The 6,432-nt window shown below is 64.5% G+C and carries 7 protein-coding genes; 2 read left to right on the top strand and 5 right to left on the bottom strand.

Annotated features, from left to right (window positions below; all coding sequences use genetic code 11):
- Both ACNPM8_RS18415 and ACNPM8_RS18410 read right to left on the bottom strand, forming a co-directional pair.
- Window positions 1–714, bottom strand: a 714-nt coding sequence (locus ACNPM8_RS18415; protein WP_448940420.1) for a fatty acid desaturase family protein, incomplete at its 3' end; no start/stop codon positions are given.
- Between the two features lie 127 nt (window positions 715–841).
- Window positions 842–2,482 carry an ABC-F family ATP-binding cassette domain-containing protein gene (locus ACNPM8_RS18410; RefSeq protein ID WP_448940419.1) on the bottom strand — a complete coding sequence of 547 codons (1,641 nt, stop codon included), beginning with the start codon at window positions 2,480–2,482 and terminating at the stop codon, window positions 842–844.
- Window positions 2,483–2,565: 83 nt separating this feature from the next.
- On the opposite strand from ACNPM8_RS18410, the gene ACNPM8_RS18405 reads away from it, so the two are divergent.
- Both ACNPM8_RS18405 and ACNPM8_RS18400 read left to right on the top strand, forming a co-directional pair.
- A complete protein-coding gene (locus ACNPM8_RS18405) occupies window positions 2,566–2,931 on the top strand; it encodes an ArsR/SmtB family transcription factor (RefSeq protein WP_105658020.1) in 366 nt (121 codons plus the stop codon).
- Between the two features lie 27 nt (window positions 2,932–2,958).
- Window positions 2,959–4,179: an MFS transporter gene (locus ACNPM8_RS18400; protein ID WP_448940418.1), complete on the top strand. Its 1,221-nt coding sequence runs from the start codon at window positions 2,959–2,961 to the stop codon at window positions 4,177–4,179.
- Window positions 4,180–4,358: 179 nt separating this feature from the next.
- On the opposite strand, the gene ACNPM8_RS18395 is transcribed toward ACNPM8_RS18400, so the two are convergent.
- The 3 genes from ACNPM8_RS18395 to ACNPM8_RS18385 form a co-directional block, all read right to left on the bottom strand.
- On the bottom strand, window positions 4,359–5,021 hold the full coding sequence (locus ACNPM8_RS18395) for a phosphoribosyltransferase (RefSeq protein WP_426734815.1): 663 nt from the start codon (window positions 5,019–5,021) through the stop codon (window positions 4,359–4,361).
- Between the two features lie 223 nt (window positions 5,022–5,244).
- Complete coding sequence (locus ACNPM8_RS18390; RefSeq protein ID WP_426734814.1) at window positions 5,245–5,691, bottom strand: HD domain-containing protein; 447 nt, start codon at window positions 5,689–5,691, stop codon at window positions 5,245–5,247.
- A gap of 201 nt (window positions 5,692–5,892) precedes the next feature.
- A partial coding sequence (locus tag ACNPM8_RS18385; RefSeq protein WP_448940417.1) for a carboxyl transferase domain-containing protein occupies window positions 5,893–6,432 on the bottom strand: 540 nt, incomplete at its 5' end.

Genomic DNA, 6,432 nt, shown 5'->3' with positions numbered 1-6,432 from the left:
GCCGAAGACTGCCAGCTGCACGCCGAGGAAGGCGAAAGCCATGCCCACTGGCAGGAAGTAGAACACGATCGCCAGGTAGATGGCGATGCGCAGTGCAATGCCGGTCATCTCGCGCTTGCGGTTCTTGACCCGGCCGGCCTTGAACAGGTACTTGATCGAATGCATATGCAGATTCAAGCCCTCAAGGGTGAGCAGCGGGAAGAACAGGTAGCCCTGGCGGTTGGTGATCCACTTGAGCAGGCCGCGCTGGCGCTTGGCGTCCTCGGTCTGGAAGGAGATGGTGTCCCACTCGATGTCCGGATCCTTGCCCACGGTATTGGGGGTGGCGTGGTGCTTGTTGTGCTTGTTCATCCACCACTGGTAGCTGATGCCCACGACGATATTGGCCAGGAACTGGCCCAGCTTGTCATTGCGCTTGTGCGAAGCCAGGATCTGGCGGTGTGCCGCCTCGTGCGCCAGGAACGCGAATTGGGTGAGCAGCAGGCCCAAGGCTGCGGCCATCAGCAACTGGAACCAGCTGTCGCCCAGGAGGATGAAACCGGTAACGGTACCGGCTAGCAGCACCGTCAGCACGATGCCCAACCCGAGATAGTGCCCGCGGCGGCGGCCGACCAGTCCAGCTTCGGTGACCAACTTCTTGACGTGGAAGAAGCTCTTGGGGTCGCCCGGCTTGACCGTTGGCCCTTGGGGATGGAGTGTTGCAGTGCTGCTCAAGAAAATATCCTTGGGTACTAGGCGTCGACCTCGCAGTCGAAAGAACTGAAAAACTCGGCTCCCATAGTGCCAATCCTACGTTGGATAGCTGTGAACTTGCCAGTGCAATAAGTGCCCAAGTGAGGCCCTAGAAATGGGCCGTTAGTTGACCCTGTGCAACTTCCCATCGGGCGTCCAGTCGCACATTCTCCAGCAAGCGCCGATCATGGGTGACCAGCAGCAGTGCTCCGGTGTACGCTTCCAGGGCTTCTTCGAGCTGTTCGATGGCCAGTACGTCCAGGTGGTTGGTCGGCTCATCGAGCACCAGCAGGTTCACCCCGCGGGCCTGGAGCAGCGCCATGGATGCGCGGGTTCGCTCGCCGGGGGAGAGCGAATCCACCAGGGCCGAGGACTGGTCGGCCTTCAAGCCGAACTTGGCAAGCAGGGTGCGCACCTCCGCGGCGGAGTACTCGGGCACTTCCAGTTCGAAGGCTTCGCCCAGTGGCAGGTCGCCGGGCAGCTGGGTGCGCGCCTGGTCGATTTCTCCGATATTCACCGAACTGCCCAGGGATGCCGAGCCGCTGTGCGGGGCCAGCTTGCCCAGCAGCAGGTTCAGCAAGGTCGACTTGCCTGCTCCGTTCGGGCCGGTGATGCCAATCCGGTCCCCGGCGTTGACCTGCACCGAAACCGGTCCGAAAGCGTAGTCCCCGTGGGATACCGAGGCCTCGTTGAGCGTGCACATCACCGAGGACCCGCGCTCAGCCGCGGCGATGGAGAACTGCAGGACCCATTCCTTGCGCGGTTCGGCCACTTCGTCGAGCCGGGCGATGCGCGATTCCATCTGGCGCACCTTGGCGGCCTGCTTTTCCGAGGACTCGGAGTTGGCCCGGCGGCGGATCTTGTCGTTGTCCGGCGCCTTGCGCATGGCGTTGCGCACGCCTTGCGAGGACCATTCGCGCTGGGTGCGGGCGCGGGAGACCAGATCGGCTTTCTGGTTCTCGAACTGCTCGTAGGCCTCACGGGCATGGGTGCGGTTGATGGCCCGTTCGGCAAGGTACGAGTCGTAGCCGCCTTCATAGGTGGCTACCTGGTTCTGGGCCAGGTCCAATTCGATGATGCCGGTGGTGCAGCGGGAGAGGAACTCGCGGTCATGCGATACCAGGATCACCGGCGCGCGCAGGGAATTGATGAAATGCTCCAAATGCTCCAGGCCCTCGAGATCGAGATCATTGGTCGGTTCATCGAGCAGCACCGCATCGAAGCGGGAGAGCAGCAGGGCTGCCAGAGCCACGCGGGCTACCTGGCCGCCGGACAGGGCAGTCATCTCGGTTTCTACCGGGAGGGTGAAGCCGAGCTTGGCCAGCACCTCGGGGATGCGGTCTTCCAGATCCATGGCGCCACAGGCCATCCAGTGGTCGAATGCAGCAGTGTAGGCGTCATCCGCACCGGGCTTGCCGCTGCCAAGTTCTTCGGCGGTGGATTCCATGGCGGTGGTGGCGGCGGCGCAACCGGGGCGGCGGGCCAAATACGCGGTGATGGTTTCACCTGGAACGCGGTCGTGTTCCTGGGGCATCCAGCCGATGAACGCAGAATCCGGGGCGGTGCTCACCGTTCCGGCCTGCGGGGCCGCGGCCCCGGCAAGCAGCGAGAGCAATGTGGACTTGCCAGCGCCGTTGGCACCCACTACGCCGTAGACATCACCGGGTGCGGCGGTGAAGTTCAGATTCGAGAAGAGGGTTCGGTGGGCGTGGCCGCCAGTCAGGTCCTTGGCCACGAGCGTTGCAGTCATGGCTCCAATTCTAGTTCCAGTCGGACGCGGAATATTTCCGGTGTGCCCTAGGTAATACCGGGCGAGAGTATTAGTCTATTAGCATGCATGCAGATAATAAGATTTATGCTCCGGATCCTTCCTCGGATTTCGTGGAGCTGGCCGCGGAAGTCTTCGGCTTGCTGTCCGATGCCACCCGGATCCGGATTGTGCTGCATCTGCGCCGTGCCGGTGAGCTCTCGGTCAACGCGCTCGCGGAGCTGGTCGAGAAGAGCCCTTCGGGGGTATCCCAGCACCTGGCCCGTTTGCGCATGGCGCGCATGGTGACCACGCGCCAGGACGGAACCAAGGTCCTGTACAGCCTCACCGATGAGCACCCGGCGCGTCTGGTCAGCGAAGCGATCAAGCAGGCGGAGCATTCGGTATCCAACGGACAGCTGCCGCTGCACCACGAAGCCCCGCAAGGCTAGCGGCAAAAGATACGGGAGTCGGCAAAGATGCTCGCAGTACTCAGGGACCAGGCGTACGCCAAGCTTTTCAGCGCCCAGATGATTGCGCTGCTGGGCACGGGCCTGCTTACCGTTGCCCTGGGCCTGCTGGCTTTCGATATTGCCGGCAGCAACGCGGGATTAGTGCTTGGGCTGGCTTTGACTGTGAAGATGGTCGCCTATGTGGCCGTTGCTCCTGTGGCCAATGCCCTGGTTTCCCATATTCCGCGCAAACCCGTGCTCATCGGGTCCAACATCATTCGTGGACTAGTGGCGCTCTGCCTCCCATTCGCCAGCGAAGCGTGGCAGATCTATGTGCTGATTTTCGTACTGCAATCAGCATCGGCGACCTTCACCCCCGCGTTCCAAGCGGTCATTCCCTCGATCCTGCCCGATGAGCGGGATTACACCCGGGCCTTGTCGCTGTCGCGGCTGGCCTATGACATGGAGTCGTTGGCCAGCCCGATGCTGGCGGCCGCGCTGCTGACCGTCACCAGCTACCACAACCTCTTCGCCGGGACCGTGCTCGGCTTTGCCGCGTCTGCTCTGCTTGTTGCCGCGACGCGCTTCCCGGCGATCCCGCCGCCCCAGAAGTCGCTCTTCTTCCATCGCCTCACCGGGGGAACCCGGGCATTCTGGGCGGCACGGGAACTGCGCAGCCTGATGGCGCTGAATCTGGTGGTCGCCGCGATCTCCGCCATGGTCATCGTCAACACAGTGGTGCTGGTGAAGGGGGATCTGGGCCGCTCGCAGGTGGATGTGGCGCTGCTGCTCGGAGCATACGGTGCAGGTTCGATGGCGGTGGCACTGGGCATGCCGGGGTTGCTGGAGCGATTCGAAGACCGCAGCGTGATGCTCGCCGGCGCCGTGATGATGCCGCTGCTGCTGTTCGTCGGTGCCGCTGTGATCGGCTGGGGCGAGGGTTCTGGCCAATGGGCCGGGCTCCTTGGCCTGTGGCTGGCCCTGGGTGCGGCGACCGCAACTATCCTCACGCCCTCGTCGAGGCTGCTGCGCCGCAACAGCACCGAGCAAAACCGCCCCGGTGTTTTTGCCGCGCAATTTTCCTTGTCCCATGCATGCTTCTTGCTGACCTATCCGGTGGCCGGCGCCCTGGGCGCTTCGATCGGCCTGTGGGGTGCGGCTCTGGTCCTGGTCGGCATCGGAGTGGTCGGTACGGTGCTGGCATTTGCCTCGTGGCGCCCGGTAACGGTTTCGGCGCACCAGGGGTGAGATCACCGGGGCAGCAGGACCGGCAAGCGCAATTGGAGCCGGGAGCGGGGAATGACGCTGGATTCCTCCTTGCCGGCCCTTGCCCGTGCGGGGCTGGATGTGTTCGGTCGTGAAGCTGACCGGTGCCACCGGCTAACCCGGAACTTGGACGCAATGTCCCGGGCTGCGGTCCTGGGACCTCACCGCGCGGAGCGCAGCATTTCCAGGACCTGGTCCTGGCCCACTTGCCCGAAGTCCTCGTAGAAGGCTCCGACGGCAGTGAAATTTTCCGGGGTGAGCAGTTGGCAGATGCCATTGACCCGGGGTGCCAATTCGGCAGCCGTTCCAGGCGAAGCCACCGGAACTGCCAGCGTGATGGAGGCGGGAGCCAGGCCCTGGATAAGATCCAGCGCGGCCTTCATCGTGGCGCCCGTGGCCATTCCGTCATCGCAGAGCAGCAGGTCGCGCCCGGCCAGATCGGGGCAGTAGTCCTTGAAGGTGCCGGCCAGGGCCCGCAGGTCGGCACCGGTACCGCGTTCCAGGGATTCGAGTTCGTCCTTGCCGAAATACTGCGGAGCCCGGCGGTAGATCGCCTCGTTGATGTGGCGAGCGCTGCCAGTCCCGTACCGGGCCATGGCGCCGAATGCCAGTTCGGGATTGCGGGGCACCCCGAGCTTGCGCACTGCCACCGCGCCCAGGGTGGCCCCGAGGGCCTTGGCCACTTCATGAGCGATGGGCACTCCGCCGCGCAGCAAACCCAGCACGGTGTACTCGCCGGCGGGCAGCAGGGTGGACAGCTTCATGCCCAGCGCGGCGCCGGCATGGCTGCGGTTTTCGAACACTGTGCTTCTGCCTGTTGCCATAGTCCAAGTCTTGCCCAATGGCGCCCGATTGCAAGGGGGCTGCGGGAAATATCCAGCATTCCGAGTTCTGCGCGGTGATCAGGTGCCGCCACCGGATGCCGGCGAAGAAGTGCTGGCCGTGCGCGGCGGGGAGCTTGGAAGTTCGAGTCAAGGAGCTATTTCCGGGCAGGCGCGGGAGCATGAATCCTCGGGACCCGGGGTGAACCCAGGACTCGGTGCCTTGCTAGAGACCCAGGAGGGACCGGGTGCGCTGGTATTTCTCGGCCAGCCGTTGCCGGGTAGCCTGATCCAGCTGGCTTGTGCGTTCCGGGTCGGTGTTATCGGCCAGGTCCGCTTCCTTGACCAGCAAGGCCAGCGCATTGCCGCGCACCCCGGCGCAATATTCTTCCAGGCTCTGCCCGGGCCGCTTGCTCAGCAGTTCCACCGCCATGATGACCGTGTCGGGAATGCCAGCGGCACGCAGGTCCGCCGCGCTCACGTCGCAATCCTCGATCACATCATGCAACCAGGCGGCCGCGATGGCTTCTGGCGAACCGCCGAGGTCGCGCGCGTGCCCGGCCACTCGTGCCGGATGCTCGATATACGCGGCGCCGAGCTTGTCGACCTGTCCTTCGTGGGCGCCGGACGCGATGTCCTTGGCCGTATCGATCATCGATTTGTGCTCGCGCATAGTCCGCCTCGGTGGGTAGTTCCTGTCGAGTCCCACTCTACGCAGGGCGGCCGGCATTTGGGCAGGAAGCCTGATCCTTGAACTTCCACGTGCCTGCAGGGTGCAGCCGGCCGGCCCGGCGAGACGGCAGTGGCGGTGGCAGGCATGCCAATGGCCGGTCCAGCAGCCGTTGCCGGACCGGCCCGGTGTCCCAGTGCGGAACTAGCTGGAGGCTTGTCCCAAGTTCTGGAACTTTTTCTGCCGGCGCTCCAACCGATCTGCCTCGGGAATGGCAAGGGCCAGGGAGATTTCCGCAGCAATAGCCGTTCCGAGTTCCTGGCAGAACTCGCGCGGCCGGGTGGCAGCGTCATCGAACTCGTCCACCACGTGGTCCACCAGGCCAAAGTCGCACAGCGAAGCAACGCCGATCTTCTGCTGGCGGGCCATATCCGGGGCATGGCTGGTACTGCGGTGCATGATGGCGCTGGCGCCCTCGGGCGGCAACGGCGAGAGCCAGGAATTGCGGGCTGCGATGGTCCGGTCCGCCGGCAGCAGCGCCAGTGCGGCGCCGCCGGTACCCTGTCCGAGGAGCACCGACACCGAGGGGGACCGCAAGCCGATCAATTCGCTGAGCGAACGGGCAATCTCTCCGGCCAACCCGCCTTCCTCTGCCTGCACCGAGAGCTCGGCGCCGGTGGTGTCGATGATGGTGACCAGCGGCAGGCCGAGTTCCTGGGCCAGTTGCATCCCGCGGCGGGGCCC

Source organism: Glutamicibacter sp. AGC46, assembly GCF_053543715.1.
This window is presented reverse-complemented; position numbering and strand designations above follow the sequence as displayed.

Bases quoted from the DNA above. Each gene is read 5' to 3' on its own strand.
- ACNPM8_RS18405 (WP_105658020.1), top strand. From the start codon at position 2,566: ATGCATGCAGATAATAAGATTTATGCTCCGGATCCTTCCTCGGATTTC.
- ACNPM8_RS18390 (WP_426734814.1), bottom strand. From the start codon at position 5,691: ATGCGCGAGCACAAATCGATGATCGATACGGCCAAGGACATCGCGTCC.
- ACNPM8_RS18410 (WP_448940419.1), bottom strand. From the start codon at position 2,482: ATGACTGCAACGCTCGTGGCCAAGGACCTGACTGGCGGCCACGCCCAC.
- ACNPM8_RS18400 (WP_448940418.1), top strand. From the start codon at position 2,959: ATGCTCGCAGTACTCAGGGACCAGGCGTACGCCAAGCTTTTCAGCGCC.
- ACNPM8_RS18395 (WP_426734815.1), bottom strand. From the start codon at position 5,021: ATGGCAACAGGCAGAAGCACAGTGTTCGAAAACCGCAGCCATGCCGGC.